The organism is Oceanisphaera ostreae, assembly GCF_042676125.1.
Classification (GTDB): domain Bacteria; phylum Pseudomonadota; class Gammaproteobacteria; order Enterobacterales; family Aeromonadaceae; genus Oceanimonas; species Oceanimonas ostreae.
Genome location: NZ_JBHTJS010000051.1, coordinates 18,781 through 36,794, shown reverse-complemented (window position 1 = coordinate 36,794; position 18,014 = coordinate 18,781). Strand labels below are relative to the sequence as shown.

The 18,014-nt window shown below is 50.3% G+C and carries 16 protein-coding genes and 1 tRNA gene; 11 read left to right on the top strand and 6 right to left on the bottom strand.

What is annotated here, in order from left to right:
• Positions 1–308: 308 nt before the first annotated feature.
• Positions 309–554, bottom strand: a complete 246-nt coding sequence (locus tag ACFQ1C_RS13355) for a TIGR02647 family protein (RefSeq protein WP_379559129.1) — start codon at positions 552–554, stop codon at positions 309–311.
• 173 nt (positions 555–727) lie between these two features.
• Here ACFQ1C_RS13355 and modF point away from each other — a divergent pair, with 173 nt between their 5' ends.
• Positions 728–2,224, top strand: coding sequence for a molybdate ABC transporter ATP-binding protein ModF (modF, locus tag ACFQ1C_RS13350; RefSeq protein ID WP_379559127.1), 1,497 nt, complete (start codon positions 728–730; stop codon positions 2,222–2,224).
• A 264-nt stretch (positions 2,225–2,488) separates the two neighbouring features.
• A complete protein-coding gene (locus ACFQ1C_RS13345) occupies positions 2,489–3,136 on the top strand; it encodes a cupin domain-containing protein (RefSeq protein WP_379559125.1) in 648 nt (215 codons plus the stop codon).
• Between the two features lie 247 nt (positions 3,137–3,383).
• Here the strand turns inward: ACFQ1C_RS13345 and rnt are convergent, their stop codons facing one another.
• On the bottom strand, positions 3,384–4,064 hold the full coding sequence (gene rnt, locus ACFQ1C_RS13340) for a ribonuclease T (RefSeq protein ID WP_379559122.1): 681 nt from the start codon (positions 4,062–4,064) through the stop codon (positions 3,384–3,386).
• A 238-nt stretch (positions 4,065–4,302) separates the two neighbouring features.
• Between rnt and ACFQ1C_RS13335 the strand changes: the two genes are divergently transcribed.
• The 4 genes from ACFQ1C_RS13335 to ACFQ1C_RS13320 all read left to right on the top strand — a co-directional run bounded on the left by ACFQ1C_RS13335 (position 4,303) and on the right by ACFQ1C_RS13320 (position 12,230).
• Positions 4,303–4,390 (top strand) — tRNA-Ser (locus ACFQ1C_RS13335).
• 590 nt (positions 4,391–4,980) lie between these two features.
• Positions 4,981–9,501 carry a PAS domain-containing hybrid sensor histidine kinase/response regulator gene (locus tag ACFQ1C_RS13330; protein ID WP_379559120.1) on the top strand — a complete coding sequence of 1,507 codons (4,521 nt, stop codon included), beginning with the start codon at positions 4,981–4,983 and terminating at the stop codon, positions 9,499–9,501.
• Positions 9,498–10,442 carry a diguanylate cyclase domain-containing protein gene (locus ACFQ1C_RS13325; RefSeq protein WP_379559118.1) on the top strand — a complete coding sequence of 315 codons (945 nt, stop codon included), beginning with the start codon at positions 9,498–9,500 and terminating at the stop codon, positions 10,440–10,442. Before ACFQ1C_RS13330 ends, ACFQ1C_RS13325 begins: the two co-directional genes overlap by 4 nt.
• Before the next feature lie 117 nt (positions 10,443–10,559).
• Positions 10,560–12,230 carry an AMP-binding protein gene (locus ACFQ1C_RS13320; protein ID WP_379559116.1) on the top strand — a complete coding sequence of 557 codons (1,671 nt, stop codon included), beginning with the start codon at positions 10,560–10,562 and terminating at the stop codon, positions 12,228–12,230.
• A 142-nt stretch (positions 12,231–12,372) separates the two neighbouring features.
• Here ACFQ1C_RS13320 and ACFQ1C_RS13315 read toward each other — a convergent pair whose 3' ends face one another.
• The 3 genes from ACFQ1C_RS13315 to ACFQ1C_RS13305 all read right to left on the bottom strand — a co-directional run bounded on the left by ACFQ1C_RS13315 (position 12,373) and on the right by ACFQ1C_RS13305 (position 13,818).
• Positions 12,373–13,035: a DUF2982 domain-containing protein gene (locus ACFQ1C_RS13315; protein ID WP_379559114.1), complete on the bottom strand. Its 663-nt coding sequence runs from the start codon at positions 13,033–13,035 to the stop codon at positions 12,373–12,375.
• Between the two features lie 108 nt (positions 13,036–13,143).
• Positions 13,144–13,593, bottom strand: coding sequence for a universal stress protein (locus ACFQ1C_RS13310; protein ID WP_379559112.1), 450 nt, complete (start codon positions 13,591–13,593; stop codon positions 13,144–13,146).
• Positions 13,594–13,632: 39 nt separating this feature from the next.
• Positions 13,633–13,818 carry a hypothetical protein gene (locus ACFQ1C_RS13305; protein WP_379559110.1) on the bottom strand — a complete coding sequence of 62 codons (186 nt, stop codon included), beginning with the start codon at positions 13,816–13,818 and terminating at the stop codon, positions 13,633–13,635.
• Positions 13,819–13,929: 111 nt separating this feature from the next.
• Between ACFQ1C_RS13305 and ACFQ1C_RS13300 the strand changes: the two genes are divergently transcribed.
• From ACFQ1C_RS13300 to ACFQ1C_RS13290, 3 genes are all read left to right on the top strand, one after another.
• A complete protein-coding gene (locus ACFQ1C_RS13300) occupies positions 13,930–14,064 on the top strand; it encodes a TIGR02808 family protein (RefSeq protein ID WP_379559109.1) in 135 nt (44 codons plus the stop codon).
• 299 nt (positions 14,065–14,363) lie between these two features.
• Entirely contained in the window at positions 14,364–14,876 is a 513-nt protein-coding gene (gene sixA / locus ACFQ1C_RS13295; protein ID WP_379559108.1) for a phosphohistidine phosphatase SixA, read from the top strand.
• Positions 14,877–14,930: 54 nt separating this feature from the next.
• Positions 14,931–15,134 (top strand): DUF1107 domain-containing protein, encoded by a 204-nt coding sequence (locus ACFQ1C_RS13290; RefSeq protein ID WP_379559107.1) that lies wholly within the window; start codon positions 14,931–14,933, stop codon positions 15,132–15,134.
• A gap of 151 nt (positions 15,135–15,285) precedes the next feature.
• On the opposite strand, the gene smrB is transcribed toward ACFQ1C_RS13290, so the two are convergent.
• Entirely contained in the window at positions 15,286–15,810 is a 525-nt protein-coding gene (gene smrB / locus ACFQ1C_RS13285) for an endonuclease SmrB (protein WP_379559106.1), read from the bottom strand.
• Between the two features lie 60 nt (positions 15,811–15,870).
• On the opposite strand from smrB, the gene prmB reads away from it, so the two are divergent.
• Both prmB and aroC read left to right on the top strand, forming a co-directional pair.
• Positions 15,871–16,791, top strand: coding sequence for a 50S ribosomal protein L3 N(5)-glutamine methyltransferase (gene prmB / locus ACFQ1C_RS13280; RefSeq protein WP_379559105.1), 921 nt, complete (start codon positions 15,871–15,873; stop codon positions 16,789–16,791).
• A gap of 22 nt (positions 16,792–16,813) precedes the next feature.
• The gene (aroC, locus tag ACFQ1C_RS13275; RefSeq protein ID WP_379559103.1) at positions 16,814–17,899 is read left to right on the top strand and encodes a chorismate synthase; all 1,086 of its coding nucleotides are present in this window, start codon (positions 16,814–16,816) and stop codon (positions 17,897–17,899) included.
• The last annotated feature ends 115 nt before the right edge of the window (positions 17,900–18,014 follow it).

Here is an 18,014-nt window from a genome sequence, read left to right as displayed (position 1 = left end):
GACCGTTCGGATATCAAAAACTCGGTACACCATTCGCTCTAAACACGCTTAACTGAATGGTGTTAGGCGCAAGCCGGCATTTTTGTCTTTAACGGATAGCATACGGTATAAAGCGTGCTGCTTAGAGCCTGCGCGGCGGCCAAAAAATATTCCCACGCCGGAGCATGGGAATGATGGTATGAAACACAGCTGTCAGCGATAAGCTTTCAGAAAAGCGACGTCTTCTGCAGGCACCGCTTTAGTCGGTATGGTTTCGCTTTATCAGTAGCTGACCGCTTGTAGCTTAAGGCTGACAGCTACCCGCAGGGTCAAGCTGTTTCTGGCTCGCGTAACAATGTTAGCAACGCCTGAGCATGTTCACTCGTATCACGGCCTAAGTCGGTTAAATAACCACCATCTTCTAAGGTGATCAGCCCTTTACTATATAAAGATTTAGCGGCTGCTATGGTGTCGGCGTCGGCATTCTTGTGTACTTTAATGCCTTGCTGCGTGGTATCTAAATTAAAGCGTAGTAGAAAATTTAGTTGGTTGAGTAAGTCCGGATGATAGCGCATATAACATTCCTCAATAAAGACAACATCTTCACGTTAGCTTGTTCTTAAAGATAGAGATGCGAGCTAGCTCACAGTTAATGCTTTCACTTTTAATTAACCGAGTTGCTTGCATCATAGGGCGCGGTTGTTAAAAATGAGCGCGTTATTCATTCTTGAAAAGGACTTTTTATCCCATGACTGCTATTTGTATCCGTGATGCCCATTTTACGATTAGTGAACAGCACCGTTTAACTATTAAGCAACTTGACCTGCAGGCGGGGCAATGTTGGAGCTTTGTGGGTGCCAATGGCAGTGGAAAAACGGCGTTAGCCCGAGTTTTAGCCCAAGAGTTAAAACTATTAGAGGGGACGGCGAATAATAGCTTTAAGCACATAGAGTGGGTGTCGTTTGAACAATTACAGCAGCTGGCTGATCGCGAACGCGAAGAAGACGAAAGTGACTTGCTCGATTATGAAGACCAAGGCCATACGGCACAGCAAATTATGCTGGAACAGGGCGGTTGTGTCGCTGAGCTGTCGGCCTTGGCCGAGCGTTTTGGTATTACCGCGCTGCTAAATCGTGGTTTTCGTTATCTGTCTACCGGTGAAACGCGCAAGGTGCTGCTGTGCCGTGCGTTGTTGCAACATCCGGACTTATTGATTTTAGATGAACCTTTTGATGGCCTCGATGTAGAAGCGCATGCGGGATTAATGAGCCTGCTGCAAGAGCTCGTAGCCGCAGGACACACCTTAGTACTTATTTTAAATCGATTAGAAGAGCTGCCAGATTTTAGTGATTACTTAGGCATGTTAACTGAATGCGAGCTGAGTATGACCGGCCCGCGCGTTGAGGTGCTCGCGTCGGCGCAATTACAGCAGCTCAGCCATTTAGCAGCCATGGAAGCGGCCACAGGTGCCTTGCCACCGGCCGACCCAGACGCCGAACGTCGTATGTTAGATGCTCATACTCCGCGTATTGTGATGCGCGATATTGCGGTGAGCTACGGCGATAAGCGTATTTTAACCGGCCTAAACTGGCAGGTAGACCCCGGACAGCATTGGCAAATTATTGGTCCTAATGGTGCGGGCAAGTCGACCTTATTAAGCTTGGTGACGGGTGATCATCCTCAAGGTTATAGCAACGATCTTACCTTGTTCGGCCGTAGGCGTGGCAGTGGCGAAAGCATTTGGGATATTAAGCAGCACATTGGTTATGTAAGCACTAGTATGCAGCAAGACTACCGAGTAACCGCCACGCCTAAAGCGGTGATATTATCGGGTTTTTTTGATTCTATTGGTGTGTATCAGCAGCCTGGTAGTTCGCAATTAGCGCTAGTCGATCAGTGGTTGACGTTGTTGGGCATGGTGCACGTGGCCAACGAGCCTTTTCGTCATTTATCCTATGGTCAGCAGCGGTTATTACTGATTGCTCGCGCCATGGTAAAGCATCCGCCTATCTTGATCCTCGACGAACCGCTGCAAGGATTAGACAGCTTCAATCGCCATTGGGTAAAGCGCTGGATTGATCTACTGGTAGCCGAAGGCAGCACCCAATTATTGTTTGTGTCACACCACGAACAAGACGCCCCCAGCTGCATCAGCCACCGCTTAACCTTCGTACCCAACGGCGACGAGTATCGTTATGTCATTACAGCCGTAAGCCACAAGCTGTCAGAGAAAACGCAGGACTAAGCAACTCGAGTTCAGCATGAGAGTCGAAAGCGGTGTTTTATTCGCTGAATGCTAAAAGGGCTTGCTCTTAGCCTTTAAGCATTGTTCGCTCTTATCAGTTTTTTCCGTGGATTCTGTGGTAAAGGCGTATTTAGTCTTGGTTTTTATCAATAGCTGATCGCTTACAGCTGACGGCTGATGGCTTTGTTTTCAGCCTTGACCTGTGAGCGAGGGCGGGGGAGTATGTGACACCCTCGTCTGTCGGGACCACAACCGATGCTAAACATGAATTTTTCACAATCCCTTGCCCTGCATTATGATGCCAACCATTGGCAGCCTTCACCGGCCGCTGGTGTATGGCGCTATCCGCTAGAACGAGAGCAAGCGGAAAGCGGCCACGTGACCAGCCTAGTGCGCTTTGCACCCAACTCACATTTTCCTGAGCATCTTCATCCCTTAGGCGAAGAGTTCTGGGTCTTAGAGGGGATATTTTCTGATGAGAACGGAGATTACCCAGCAGGTTCTTATGTGCGACATCCCCCAGGTAGTCGTCATCGTTCTTTTACCGACGGTGGTTGCACTATTTTTGTGAAACTTAACCAGTTCTCGCCTGACGATGGCAAGTGGCTAAAGATGCTACCAGAGCAGGAGTTATGGATAACCGGCCATAAGGGATATCGGCGTTTGCCGCTGCATCAGCATAATGGTGTGCACACCAGTGTGCTGCATTTTCCTCAAGGCGGATTGTTTCCTGCTTGTTGTTATAAAGGCGGATTAGAGCTGTTGGTATTGGAAGGTAGTGTGATTGAGGGCAGTGAGACTTATGAGCACTTAAGCTGGTTACGCTTTGCTGCAGGTAGCGAGCCTAACTTGCAGCTAGCACCAGATACGAAGCTGTGGGTAAGAACCGGGCACCTTGCTAATTTAACGTGAGGGGAAGCGTAAGAGTGAAGGGTAAATATAGCGCCGAGCGCCAAAAATAAACCTAGATCTGCAACGGAATCCACGGAACCCACGGAAAAATTAAGCCGAGATAAAAACGAAAAGTACCAAGAGATCTTATTGGTAAGAGCAAACAGAAGTCAGATGGCGTCCGCTAGGTTGTCCTCTTCACTCTTAACTGTTTTTATTCAGATTTGATCTTTATTTTCCGTGTATTCCGTGGCAAAAACTTTTAGGGTTATTCCTTTAGCTGTTCGTCGGGCTCGGGTGTTTTATCGGCTTCAACGGGTGCTAATGGCCAGCCACCTAGGGCTTTCCAGCGATTGACGATAATGCAGAACAACTCGGTGGTTTTTTGCGTATCGTACAGCGCGCTGTGTGCTTCTTTATTATCAAATTCCATACCTGCCGTTTTACACGCCTTGGCCAGCACAGTTTGGCCTAACGCTAAGCCTGCAAGGCTTGCGGTATCAAAAGTGGCAAAGGGATGAAATGGGTTGCGTTTCATATCGGCCCGTTCTGCGGCCGCCATTACAAAGCCATGATCAAAAGAGGCATTGTGCGCCACCATAATGGCACGCTGACACTTATTGGCCTTTAATCCTTTGCGTATACCTTTAAAAATATGATCTAGCGCCTCGCGCTCGGTAACGGCCCCGCGCAATGCACTGTGTGGGTCAATGCCGGTAAACGCCAAGGCGGCCGGTTCAAGGTTTGCGCCTTCAAAAGGGGATACATTGAAATGGAATGTTTGATCGGGGACCAACCAACCATTTTTGTCCATTTTTAACGTGATAGCGGCAATTTCCAGCAACGCATCGGTTTTGGCGTTAAAGCCGCCAGTTTCTACGTCGATCACCACCGGATAATAGCCCCGAAAGCGTTCGTTAAGCTGAGTTAAAGCTACTGTTTCCGTCATTATCGTCCTAATTAACCTGAAAAACTGGGCCGCCATTATGCCAGAGTCGCTGTCTGTCGTCGCCTATCTCTGCCTCTCTCAATAGAAAGGATAGAGATGTGCCCTCGAAGCCCCTTAAGTGGCGTAAAATTAGCCAACTAACTGCTTTGGCGCAAAAAAAGATTGCACCCAAGCGGTAGCTTGCCTACTATACGCCCCGCTGAACAAGCCAACAGCTTGTAATTACAGCAAAAAATATGGTGAGGTGGCCGAGTGGCTGAAGGCGCACGCCTGGAAAGCGTGTATACGGTAACGTATCGAGGGTTCGAACCCCTCTCTCACCGCCATATTAAAACAAAAAAAACCCGCTGATTACTCGGCGGGTTTTTTTGTTTTAATATTCTTCTAATTTATCTTTTCTTATACCAATCTAAGTAAAAATCTGATCTTGTTTAAAATCGGATATGAGAGGAAACAGAGTCAGCCCCCACGACACGCCATAAACCCATCCCTGGGGGCTCAGGAAATGCCATCCCTGGCATTGTCACGGTCGTGGGAGCCGATCTCTATTACCTCTCCTTAAGCACCGAGCTGTCTGTAAAACGCACCGACAGGCGACCTCGCAGCCTAGGGACGGATAAAGAGATCGGCTCCACCGACCATCACATAACAGGGATGTTATGTGTTTGAGCGTCACAGGGATGTGCTTGCAGCGGGTCGGTGGAGTTGACTCTTTGTTCGGCTTTTATACAAACAAAAATAGATCAGTTAGTTTTCCAGATTGGTATTAGGCATGTTCATGCCAACGTATCCACCTTTTAGATGTTTCCATACAGAACCAAGTCACTTACAGTAGGTTTTGCCCTAATGAAGCGGTGGATGCGGTGCTGGGTTAGGCCTAAAACTCACTCTGTCAGTTGTTAAAGGAATCGATATATTGAAGTTACGTCTTGGCGTTATCAATAACCGCTGGTCACGCCTTACCGTAGGCATTGGGCTGGCGGTGAGTGCATTGTTGGCTTGGCAACTGGATAAGAGTAACGAGCAGCGTGTGCAAGAAGTGGTGGCCGAGGCCGCAATACAGGCCAACTTAGAGGTAAAAAATCGTCTCGAGCGCTATCTCTATGGTTTATCTGGTGCCCGTGGCGCCGTATTGACGGCGGGTGAATACGGTATTAGTCGTGATCAGTTTCATCGCTACAGCCTAACGCGCGATCTCAATCGTGAGTTTCCCGGTGCCCGAGGCTTTGGTTTTATTCGGCGTGTACCCCGGTTTATGACGGAGTCGTTTACCGAGATGGCGCAAGCCGATAGTCAGCCCGACTTTCAGATAAAAGAGTTAGCCGCTCATGATGGTGAGCGTTACGTTATCCAGTATATTGAACCGCTCAAGGGTAACGAGTCGGCCATAGGGTTGGATATTGCGTCTGAATCCAATCGGCGCGAAGCCGCTTTAGCGGCGATACGCAGTGGGGAAGCGCGACTGACGGGGCCTATTACACTGGTACAGGCGAGCGGCCAGCCGTTGCAGTCTATTTTGATGCTGATGCCTATTTATCGAGCCGGTATTATACCCACCACCGTCGCCGAACGTGAGCAGAGTGGTTTTGGCTGGAGCCATGCCCCCTTATTACTGGATGAAGTATTGTCCACTTTGCGCCTAGATGCCGATGTGCTACACCTCGAGTTATTTGATGTTACCGACCCAGGCAACGGTATACGATTTTACAGTAATAGCCCCGAGAGTGATGCCATCCCCAGTGCTCATATCGAGACCATTCAGTTTGAGGTATATGGTCGGCGTTGGGAGTCTCAGTTCAGTGTTTACCCATCGTTTGTGCAAGACTTGCAGCAAAATTCCCCATTAAAACTTTTTTTGCTGGGCAGTGTGATCAGTTTATTAGTGGCATCACTTATTGGTAGTGCTCACTTAAGTCGTCGTCGACGTCAGCAAATGCTGGATGAGCAGGCTAAGCTCGCCGCCATTGTCGAAAGCTCAGCCGATGGCATTATAGGTAAGACTCTTGATGGCGTGATTACCAGCTGGAACCGAGGCGCCGAACAGTTATTTGGCTATCCTGCCGGTGTCGCATTGGGTCAGGGCATTGCTGACTTGGTGGTGCCGGATGACCGACTGCAAGAAGAGGCCGACATTCTCGCTCGGGTTCGCAACGGCGAGCATATTTCCCATTTCGATACTATTCGCCAGCGACAAGATGGTCACCGATTTCATGTGTCGGTAACCGTTTCGCCGGTTCGTAACAGTCGTGGCCAAGTGATTGGCGCCTCAAAGACGGTACGTGATATCACCAGCCAGAAAGAGGCCGAGGCACGGGTGCTCGAACTCAACAGTAATCTAGAAGCTCAAGTCACCCAACGAACATCTGAGTTGGCGGAGCTGAATATGCTGTTTGGCAATGTGCTTGATGCGGCGTCAGAGGTAGCGATTGTGGCGACCGGTACCGACGGCGTCATTAGTCTGTTCAATACCGGAGCCAAGCGGCTGCTGGGCTATCGGGCCGATGAGATGGTTGGCCAGCATACCCCTGGCCATTTTCATCTGGCTAACGAGATGGCAGCCCGAGGCGCAGAGTTGAGTCAAGAAATCGGTCGGGCAGTGACCGGATTTGAAGTTTTTACCTTCAGGCCGAAGCAGGAGGGAGCCGAAGTCCGAGAATGGAGTTATCAGTGTAAAGACGGTTCAATAGTACCGGTGATGCTGGTGGTGACCGCGATGCGGGATAACTCTGGGCAGATTACCGGTTATTTAGGTGTTGCCACCGATATCACCGAACAGCGCCGGCACAGCAGTGAACTCACGGCGGCCAGAGATCAACTGCTTATGGCGGCAGACGTAGCCGAATTGGGCATCTGGACCTGGACGCTGGCGGACAGCTCGCTGGACTGGAATGACAAGATGTTCGAGCTTTACGGCTATCCGGTTAGTTTGCGCGACCAAAAGATGAGCTATGAGCATTGGCATGCGCGGTTACACCCAGATGATGCAGAGTACGCAGTGTCGTGCATGGATGCGATAATGAAGGGCACCGCCGCCTACGATCCCGTATTCCGCCTGCTGTTGCCCGATGGGAGCATACGTTTTCTTCAGGCGGGGGCTCAGCTTGAACGTGACGATTTGGGGCACGTTATTCGCGTCACAGGGATCAACTTTGATATCACCAAGCAGCGTGAACTAGAAACCGGATTGCGTCAGGCTAAGGCTGAGGCTGACGAGGCCAGTGCGGCTAAATCGACCTTTCTTGCTAACATGAGTCATGAAATTCGCACCCCGATGAATGCGGTGTTGGGCATGTTACAGCTGGTGCAGCAAACGGCATTGAATCAACGACAGCTCGATTACGTAGTCAAGGCGTACACGGCGGCTCGTTCTCTGCTGGGATTACTCAACGATATTCTCGATTATTCCAAAATAGAAGCCGGCAAGTTGCAGCTAGAACAGCAGCCATTTGAGTTAGAAGACGTGATGGAGGATCTGGCGGTGGTGTTGTCGGGCAACCTTGGCACCAAGCCGGTTGAGCTGATGTTCGATCTCGCGCCCTCGCTGCCCAGTCACCTTATTGGTGATCGGTTGCGGTTGCAGCAAATCCTGATCAACCTAGCGGGCAATGCCATTAAATTTACCGAATACGGTGAAGTGGTGGTTAGCGTGACAGAGGTGAGCCGCAACGCGAGCTCAGTGCGGTTATGTATTGCGGTAACTGATACCGGCATTGGCATTGCCGAAGATAAAATAGATCATATACTTGAAGCCTTTAGTCAGGCCGAAGCTTCAACTGCACGCCGCTTTGGCGGAACTGGGCTGGGTTTGGTGATCAGCAAACGTTTACTGGCCCTGATGAACGGCCAACTTCAAGTGAGTAGTACACCGGGTGTTGGCAGTCGTTTTTGGTTTGAAATAACGTTGGCGTTAACCGATACGTCGATTGAGTCTGCGCCGGATGAATTGGCAGAGCCTTTGCTGCGCATACTGGTGGTTGATGATCATCCGGTGTCGGCCGAAATATTGGCGCGAGCCGCCGGTCTGCAAGGTTGGCAGGTAAATATTGCCAACAGTGGCCAGGCGGCGGTAACGGAGGTGGAGCGAGCACAAGACTATGACCTAGTGTTGATGGACTGGGCCATGCCCGGCATGAACGGCCTAGAAGCCGCTGGGCAAATTCGTGATCTTAACCTAGCGCAGCCGCCGAGCATCATTATGATTACCGCGTATGGCCGAGAGCAATTAGCCGAGGCGCAACAAAATCTTAATCCCCCTTTTGTGGATTTTCTCACTAAGCCCGTCACCACGCGCCAATTAGTGAATACCGTTAGAAGATCGCTGTCGGGTGAGTACTTAGATCCGGAACATAAATTGCTACCGGCCGACTCCTTGCTGCGGCTCGAGGGCTTACGCTTGCTGGTGGTAGAAGACAACGCCCTTAACCGCCAAATAGCAGCAGAACTGCTGGCTGGGGAAGGTGCCTTGGTTGAACTGGCCGAAGGCGGGCTAGAAGGAGTGAGTAAGGTCATTGCGGCACCAACGGCGTTTGATATGGTGCTGATGGACATGCAGATGCCCGATATAGACGGCCTAGAAGCGACACGGCGCATTCGTGCCGACGACCGTTGCCAACCACTGCCTATTTTGGCGATGACGGCTAATGTTACTCAAGCCGATCAGCAGGCCTGCTTGGCTGCAGGCATGAATGCGCACATCGGTAAACCGGTTGATATAGAGCAACTAGTGGCGGTGATTTTGAAGTTTCTACACCGCACAGACGAGTCGCCGACTCCTGCGCAAGCGAGCGACGAGTGTGCAGTGACTCAACCGACACACACCGACCGGGTCGAGTCGGCATCTATTGCCTTGGTTGAAGATAAAGAAACTATTTTGCGCCGCTTTGGTGGAAATGAGCGACTGTATCGTCAGATGCTACTCGGACTTGCAGAGAATGCGCGCGAGCTGTTTGTTGAGCTGGCCGCACGCCTCGATGAGCAAGATATTGAGGCCGCGTGCGCCGTGCTGCACACCTTTAAGGGCGTGGCGGGTACCATGGGCGCGGCTCGCTTTGCGGCGCGCATGTCTGAGCTGGAACGACAGCTTAAGGGAATGAGTATTGATGATGCCATCAGCTTATTGGACGAGACAAACCGCTTGGCGCTGAACGACCTGCTGGCTCAGAGCCGAGCTGAGCTGTTGCAGGCGGTGCCGGAGCCGGTCGCCACCGTTGAATCTACAGCCACGGGTGCTTCGGCAGATGAAACCAGAGCGCACCTCGAGCAATTATTAATCTTGTTAGATGCCGGAAATCTCGACGCTATCGACTGCTTTGAACAAATACCCACAGCGGTGATAGATGCGCTGAGTACGCGTCGAGAGGAGCTGGCGAACGAGGTACAAAATCTTAACTTTACTGCCGCGAGCAGCATGGTTCGCGTGTTATTGGAGATCTTATGAACCTAGAACAATTGCTGGCGTCGTTTCCGCACCCGGTGGGGCCGTTACGCATTCTTATTGTGGATGATCAGCCGGTGAATATTCGCGTGCTGCATCAGGTATTTCGCGGCGAGTTTGAGGTGCTAATGGCGACCAGTGGCGAACAGGCCATTAGTCTTTGCCAAGAGCTGCGCCCAGACATCGTGCTGCTAGACGTAGTTATGCCTGGGCTCAGTGGCCATGATGTGTGCCGCCGCCTAAAAGCTGATCCGGATACCCGAGATATTCCGGTGATTTTTGTGACCTCGCAAAATCAAGATGGCGACGAAGCCCTAGGTTTTGAAATTGGTGCGGTAGACTTTATTACCAAACCGATTAATCCGATTATCGTATCGGCTCGAGTACGCACTCACCTGGCACTGAAGTTGCAAAGTGATCTATTACGTACCATCGCCATGAACGATGGTCTCACTAAGGTAGCTAACCGCCGAAAATTTGATGAAGAGTTGGCTATCAGCTGGCGTGCAGCTCAGCGTGAAGGCCGCGTTTTGTCGTTAGTCATGCTGGATCTAGACTCCTTCAAACAGTTCAACGACCGATATGGGCATCAGCAGGGAGATGCCTGCCTAGTGGCCGTAGCCAACGCGCTCAACCAGTCGGTGCGCCGACCACACGATCTGGTGGCTCGTTATGGAGGAGAGGAGTTTGTGTGTATTCTGCCCGATACCGATAGCCAAGGGGCGATTAAGTTGGCCGAGGTAATGCGAACGGCGGTTAAGGCGCTCGAGATAGAGCACCTTGATTCGGCGGCCGGTGGGTTCGTGTCTATTAGTTTAGGCATTGCCACACAAATACCCAACACAGGTGCTAGTCCCCAGTCGTTGCTAGCGGCGGCTGATGGACAGTTATACCAAGCCAAGCGAGCCGGTCGAGACCGAGCTTGTGCTATCGAAATCGTGTAGCCGCCGCTAGGCTGTTGAGCTTTTGGCAAGAGACATCAATAACCTAGGTGCATCACGGTACATACTTTCGGCTATGCTATTAGAATACCTCATCATTATCCATTGCAGAGAGCGCCTATGAGCCCAACTACCAATAAGCTGTCGCTTGCCATGCTGTATGAACGAGCCGAGCGCCAGCCCGACGATGTTTATTTGCGTCAGCCCAAAGATGGGCAATGGCATCACTACACGTGGTCTAACGTATTAGAGCAAGCCGCGCGGCTGGCAGCAGGCTTACATGCGCTAGGGCTGCAACCTGAGGACAAAGTTGCACTATTATCTAAAAACTGCGCAGAGTGGTTTATTTGTGACTTTGCACTGCAAATGGGCGGTTTTGTTAGTGTGCCTATTTATCCGACTGCGGGGCAGGATACGGTGCGTTATGTGCTGGAACACAGCGAGAGTCGCGCCATTATTACCGGCAAGTTAGATGATGCAACCATTCAAGAGCCGGGGATACCCGAGCATATCATGCGCATTGCTATGCCATACACGTCCCCCATGGGCAGCCAACACCACTGGGAAACCTTACTGGCACATGATCCCATTGCACAACCGCCCTTACCCAACCCCAAGCAACTGATGACGATTGTCTATACCTCGGGCAGTACCGGTGATCCTAAGGGAGTCATGATTGACTTTGGGGCCTATGCTGCTGCCGCTCAGGGTGTGGTAACAAGCTCGGCGATTAATAAAGATGATCGTGCTGTATCTTATTTGCCACTGTCACATATTACCGAGCGGGTTTACGTGTTGGGTGCCAGCCTGTACAGCGGTATGCAAGTGAGCTTTGTGCAAAGCCTTGGGACCTTTATTCAGGATGTAAGCCATACCTCCCCGACGATTTTTATTTCTGTGCCCAGACTATGGACTAATTTTCGTAGTGGTATATTAGAAAAAATATCTCAGCCGAAATTAGATTTATTACTGAAAATACCGCTGCTGTCTGGCTTTATTAAAAAGAAGGTGCGTGCCGGTTTAGGGCTAAAAGACGCGCGCATTTTGGGGTGTGGCTCGGCCCCAGTCTCGCCGTCGTTATTGCGTTGGTATGAACGCCTCGGCATGCCCATTACCGAAGCGTGGGGCATGACTGAAAACCTAGCCTACTCCACCCTTAACTATCCTTATCGTTCCGATAAAGTAGGCACCGTGGGTAGACGCGGCGATCACGTTGATATTCGCATTAGTGACGAAGGTGAAATACTGTGCCGCTGTCCGGGTATGATGAGCGGGTATTATAAACAAGAAGCCGCGACCCAAGAGGCGCTAAAAGACGGCTGGTTACATACCGGCGACCAAGGGCGGTTGGATGGCGAAGGATTTTTGAGTATTACTGGGCGTTTAAAAGATGCTTTTAAAACCGCTAAAGGTAAATACGTACAGCCGGTGCCCATAGAAACTAAATTGGCCGATAATGCGCTGATAGAACAAAGCTGTGTGATTGGCAGCGGTTTGCCGCAGCCGTTGGCGCTGGTGCAGTTAGCAGAAAGCGTTGATAAGCAGCACAAAGGCAAAATTGTCGAACAGCTGGCGGCGACGCTAGAGCAACTTAACGCGCAGTTAGAGTCACATCAGCGGTTGTCTGGGATGTTGATCATAGAAAAACCTTGGACCATAGAAAACGATGTAATGACGCCCACGCTGAAAATAAAGCGCCACCGATTAGAGCAACAATACGCCGAGCTTGAGCAGACTTGGCCCAAAGGGCGAGTGATCTTGTGGGAGCAAGAACTCACCAAGATAAAGTAAAAACCACAGCCATACGCTTTACGTTATACGCTGTAAGTTAAGGGTAGCTGTGCGGCCTTTGGTACATCTTTGCAGCTGCAGCAAAAGATGGTGCTAGTCTTTAGCTTATGGCGTAAGGCGTATCGCGATGTATTTACCTATATTAAGCATTCAAATAACTGCGTAATAGGGTGACAAATTCCGATGCTTCTCGGTCTAATGATGACTCGTGAATAAGTAAATCGTAACCATAAAGATCGCGCAAATGAGACATACGATGCCCAAGCATGGCTGTCAGCCCCTGATAGTCTTGCCCACCCGCCGAGCGATAGCGATCGTCCTCTACTAACCATTCTTGCAATTCATGACGACTAATAGCGCCATGGCGTAGTGCCATGGCCAACAGCGGTCGTTGCTCGGTAAGTAAATGCACGGCTAAGCGGGGCGACATTAAAGGCAAAAATTCATCGTAATCACGTATTTTAATACCGATGTAGGGTAACTCTGCCAACTCAAGGCCGCTTTGCAACCGCGCCTGATCGATGCGAATAATATTGGTCCAGTGCAGACTCCAGCCACCTATCTTATGATGAAAATGCAAGTGTTCGCGACTCAACGAAAAGCTATAGCGGGGCTCACGCAGTTTTAGGGCACCCAATACCGACATGATCATGCACGCTAAAAATAAAAACACGATAACTAATTGGGCGCGGCCATCCAGCCAATAGCCAAGTATGAGTACTAAAGGCATCAGTACCAAACCTGCTAGTACGAGTGCTAAGCCGTTATGGCGTGATATGGGCTCTATGTGTTGAGCTTCTTGCACTGCGCCTCCTATTAGTCATTCACTCTATGCTTGATAAGCCCACGCTAAGGCTATGCTGATGGGGCGACATGCTGTTGTGGCGTTTCAGCTAGCCTTGCGGGAGCTGCCTTATGCTGAGCTAGGCTCTGCATCAGATAATGTGATCATTAACAAATCACAGCCATTAATATCAAGAAAACCGCTGGAATTAGAAAAGAGGTGACTAAAGAAATGGCGCTCTAGCTGTCGGCCACAAATAAGCAGGTCGGCTTGATGCTCTTTTACCGCATATTGCACCGCTTGATGAATGTCGCCATGTGGCAGCGAAATAGTGCTGGCGCTGTGTTGCTCACGCTTGAGCATTTGTACAATTTCGTAACCGCTTTCTAGGCGCAGTTTATTTTTAAGCTGACGCAAGTCCATGTTCAAACTGCCGCTATACACACCACCCAGCTCCGGTGATACATGAATAATATGCAGCTTAGCCTGATAACACTCAGCCAACTCTACCGCGCGTTTTAACAGCGGCTTTTCACGATGATTTAGCTCCAAAGCCACTAAAATATTTCGATAAGGCATTTTAACCTCCTTGGCTGGGGTGGCAAAAATGCCACCGAGTTACAACCAGGTTGTTGCTAGCGGAGTTACTATTAGCCTTGTCACAAATAAATGCAAGAATGGGATGACACCGAGTGCCGCCATAAATAGTCGCCCGGTGCTCACCAGCCAGGTCCCCAAATTAAGTGGGTTGATGCTGGCGTGGCGCGACTGAGCCTGCATTATGCAAGGCAAGAATTTAAGCATAGTGATATTCCTTATTGTAATATAGGAACTGTGTATGCGTTATTTGTAGCTGATAAAAATTGAATTTACGCTGAGAGCGATTACTAAACACCGTCATTCGACAGGGTTATTATGAGTATATTAGAAACATTAATGCGGCAAGTGTGGGACTACTCCGCCATACCACTGCTTTTTTTGCTGGGCTTTATTGGGCTGTCGGCGGTAGTTTGCCTGTTATTAATTTGGCTAGATAAGCGACGACGCTGAACCATATTTTTTTGCTTGAATGCGGGTGATAGCAGTGGCTATAGCGCCACTTGCTAACGGCGAAGCTGTTAAACTAAATAAGCCGCTACAATGGTAATTAACGGTATCAACATCTAAAAATGAGCATGTTCTTTAATACAGTTGCGCGCTGTGTGTTATAGCTAAGTGTAACGTAGGCGAGGGCATTACCAGCACTTCGCTAACAGCAAAGAATGAACCAGAGCCTTGAGCACAAGCCCATGCAGAGGTATGATGCGGGCCGTTGAAAAAAGGCAGGTTCGCCGGAAAGTGAGGTGGAGATGAATATCTTTATCATGCGTCATGGGCAAGCAGCCCCAGAGGCATCTACAGATGCATTGCGGCCGTTAACCAAGCAGGGAAAAGATGAAGTCTGCTTAATGGCGCAATGGCTAGCACCCCAAGTGCCAAAGTTCGATCGTGTGCTAGTGAGCCCTTATCTTCGCACCAAGGAGACGTGGCAGCAGGTATCTAAATATATTTCTGCTAGCGAAGTGGAAAGCTATGACGGTCTCACGCCTAATGCTGATGCCGACATGACCGCCAGTTTATTACTCGCGCATGGCGATTTGCAGCCAGAGGCTAATCTATTGGTGGTTAGTCACATGCCGTTAGTGGGCTTTTTAGTTGAAAGCTTGTGTCCCGCCATCATGGCTCCTATTTTTGTGACATCAGGCATCGCTAAAGTTTCCTTTGGCAAGGGGCTCGGGGGCGTATTTGATTGGTTGGAAGGGCCGCACAATATTCAGTCGCATTATCATGGCGGTTTTCAGGGGTTAAGATCGTTAGGCTAGCTATCAGATGGATGGCAGCTATAAAGTAATCGCAACATAAGCAAGGAATGCTACATGCGTATATTTCAGAAGTATCAGCCTTTGTTGGTGGCTAAACATGTAAAAGTTTTTTTTAGTGGCCGTTTGTACATACACGGCCGGGGCGCCTTCAGCTATGCGAAAGGCATGATAGTGATGCCCGACAACGCTAAGCCCGAGCATAAAAAAACCGTAAAAGAAATCAATCAGCTGATCACCCAAATGCAGAGTCTCGCTTAACAAAGTGGTACGCCACCAGGCGTACGCTGTAAGCGAAAGAAAAACACCGAGCCTCGCGCTCGGTGTTTTTGTTTGGCTGATAGGCAGGGGGGCGGTACGCCCTCCGTTACCGTGTTAATTTTTACGTAAAGCGTACGGCGTATAGCCGTCTTTAAGGCTCAATCCGCAATAGCACCAACAATGCCGCGTCGCCGCCCCACGAACGGGTAGCCTGATGAAACGCCAATACCTGCGGGTGTTGTACCAGCCACATCGGCAATTTTCTCTTTAAAATATGCTTACCATGGCCGTGCATAACCGACACACACTGCACGTGTTGGCGCTTGGCGGCTAGCAGCAACGCCGATAGCTCGTCTTTGGCTTGCTCTTGAGTCAGGCCATGTAAGTCTAAAAAGAACTCCGGTGGATAGTCACCACGGCGTAATTTCTTTAACTCATAGGCCGAGGTATCGGGGTCGCGATAGCGTGTGGGCCCTTCCTGATCTAAATAAGGCTCATAAACATCAGAAAAAGGGTGCGCTTCGGCCCTTTCTTTGCGTACCATTTGCCGCTGGGCATTCACCTTGACCGGCGGCCGATACGGACTTATGGTATCCTGCTTTATTTTGCGGACACCCTGCACCGCTGCTGTAAAGAGCGCATTATCATCATCTTCTGAGAAAGAGGTGGGGGTCATGAGTGTATTTCCGTAATATCCGATTATCAAAAATAGCCATCTTAACGAGGCGGAGGGGTTTTGGACACGCTTTTTAATGAAGAAGCACTCATAGAGCTGCACACAATAGGCGATTGGCTGCGTTATTCCGTCAGTCATTTTCAACAAGCCGGTCTATTTTATGGCCACGGCACCGACAACGCCTGGGACGAAGCAGTACAACTGATACTGCCGTTGCTGCACCTGCCACAAGGGTGTCCGCCGCAAGTACAAAATGCCCGTTTGCTGACCAGCGAACGGCAGCTACTGCTAGACGCGTTAAAAATGCGCGTAGAGCAGCGCATCCCCACGCCCTATATTACCCATACGGCTTGGTTTGCCGGCTATGAGTTTTATGTGGACGAACGGGTGCTTATTCCTCGCTCACCCATAGCCGAGCTTATCGACAGCCGCTTTGCACCGTGGTTAGCACTGGAGCCCAAGCGCATTATGGACTTGTGCACCGGCTCTGCTTGCATCGCGATTGCGCTGGCGCACAGCTTTCCGGAAGCCGAAGTTGACGCGCTTGATATCTCGCGTGAAGCGCTCGATGTGGCCGAAATTAACATTCAAAATCATGGGCTGGAGCAGCAAGTCACACCCATTGAGTCTGACTTGTTTTCGGCACTGCCAGTAGGCGATAAATACGATCTTATTGTGGTTAATCCACCTTATGTTGATGAAGAAGACATGAGCGATTTGCCCGAAGAGTTTCAGCACGAGCCTGAACTTGCACTGGCATCTGGCTTCGATGGCCTAGACTTTACCAGGCGCCTGCTGGCAGAGGCCTGTGACTTCTTGTCTGAGGACGGCATTTTAGTGGTCGAAGTGGGTAACAGCCAAATACACATGGAAGAAGCCTACCCTGAGCTGCCGCTGACGTGGATTGACTTTGAACATGGCGGCCATGGGGTGTTTGTGATCAGCCAGCGCGAGCTTGCTCCGTTTCGGGACCAGTTTTAATTTTGAATAAAGGACATTAGTGATGGCAGGGAACAGTATTGGCACCCTTTTTCGTGTTTCAACCTTTGGCGAAAGCCACGGTATCGCCTTGGGCGCCGTGGTAGATGGAGTACCGCCGGGTATTGAACTGACTGAAGCTGACTTGCAACAAGACCTTGATCGTCGCAAGCCGGGCACCTCGCGCTTTACCACTCAGCGCCGCGAGGCGGATGTGGTGAAAATTTTAAGCGGCGTGTTTGAAGGTAAAACCACCGGCACCTCTATTGGTTTGCTGATTGAAAATACCGACCAGCGCTCTAAAGATTATTCCGATATTAAAGACCTGTTTCGCCCAGGCCACGCGGACTATACCTACCACCAAAAATACGGTATTCGCGACTATCGCGGCGGCGGTCGTTCGTCGGCCCGCGAAACCGCGATGCGAGTGGCAGCCGGTGCCATCGCTAAAAAAGCGCTGGCCAAATACGGCGTGTCTATTTTTGGTCACCTAACCCAGCTTGGGCCCATTAAAGCCGAAGCGTTCGATAAAAGCGTGATTGAAACTAATCCGTTCTTTTTTGCCGATGCGGGCAAGTTGGACGAGCTTGATCAATATATGCGCGACTTAAAGAAAGAAGGCAACTCCATTGGTGCCAAAATTCAGGTGGTCGCTCAGGGTGTGCCAGTAGGACTAGGCGAGCCGGTTTTTGATCGGCTCGATGCCGATATTGCTCATGCACTAATGAGCATTAACGCAGTAAAAGGCGTGGAAATTGGCGACGGCTTTGCCGTAGTCGAGCAAAAAGGCTCCGAGCATCGCGACGAGCTTAAGCCCGACGGTTTTGCCAGCAACCATGCCGGCGGTATTTTAGGCGGCATTTCTAGCGGCCAAGATATAGTGGCCAGCATTGCGCTTAAACCGACCTCGAGCATTACGGTGCCCGGTAATACCATAGACACTAGCGGTGATGCCGCCGAACTGGTTACTCGTGGTCGCCACGACCCGTGCGTGGGTATTCGTGCAGTGCCGATTGCCGAGGCCATGTTAGCTATCGTGTTATTAGACCACTTAATGCTAAACCGTGGCCAAAATGCCGATGTGCACACCGATACGCCCAAATTGAGCTAAGCAGGGCCCTTCGGGAGCGTTAAGCTTTAAGCTGTCAGATACAAGATAGACATCGAACTGTAGAGGCCGCGATCGCCCGTTTTGCAAAGCAAAACTTGTCGCTTGTGGCTTCTTT